The organism is Paraclostridium dentum, from assembly GCF_012922555.1.
Lineage (GTDB): Bacteria > Bacillota > Clostridia > Peptostreptococcales > Peptostreptococcaceae > Paraclostridium > Paraclostridium dentum.
In genome coordinates this window covers 1-551 of sequence record NZ_WIPK01000094.1, presented here as the reverse complement: position 1 = coordinate 551, position 551 = coordinate 1, and the positions used below count along the sequence as shown (strand labels likewise).

The 551-nt window shown below is 53.4% G+C and carries 1 protein-coding gene; it reads left to right on the top strand.

The features are described from left to right. Window positions 1-459: fibrinogen-related protein (locus GFJ41_RS21025; protein ID WP_170076002.1), on the top strand; the 459-nt coding region annotated here is incomplete at its 5' end. Window positions 460-551: the final 92 nt, after the last annotated feature.

Below are 551 nucleotides of genomic sequence, written 5' to 3'. Positions count from 1 at the left end.
CGGGCTTTACATCTCCTCACTCAGAAAGAAAGCGTTCTGAGAGTGGAGCTGGTGGACTGGGCGGGAAACGAGGCGTACGCAGAGTATAACGTCCGAGTGGGCGCGGAGTCAGAGGGGTTCAAGCTGAGTGTATCGTCTTACTCGGGAGACGCGGGAGACGCTCTGGTGCAGGGGCTGGCTAACATGGGTTCCTTCCTTTCGCATGCCGAGATGAAGTTCAGCACGTTCGACAGGGATCAGGACAAGTGGGAGGAGAACTGTGCCGAGGTCTATGGGGGCGGGTGGTGGTACAACAACTGCCAGGGTGCCAACCTTAACGGCATTCACTACAAGGGAGGGCAGTACGATCCCAACAGTAACGCCCCCTACGAGGTAGAGAACGGAGTGGTGTGGCTGACGTTTAAACCGGCTGATTATTCCCTTAAAGTGGTCAGGATGAAGATCAGACCGCTCGAATAAATCCACGAGAATGAAGGAAAGAAACGATGAAACTAGGTGGAGTTAGTTCTGCTTGTTACGCTCAGGACATTGTCATGACATGAAATACCTCA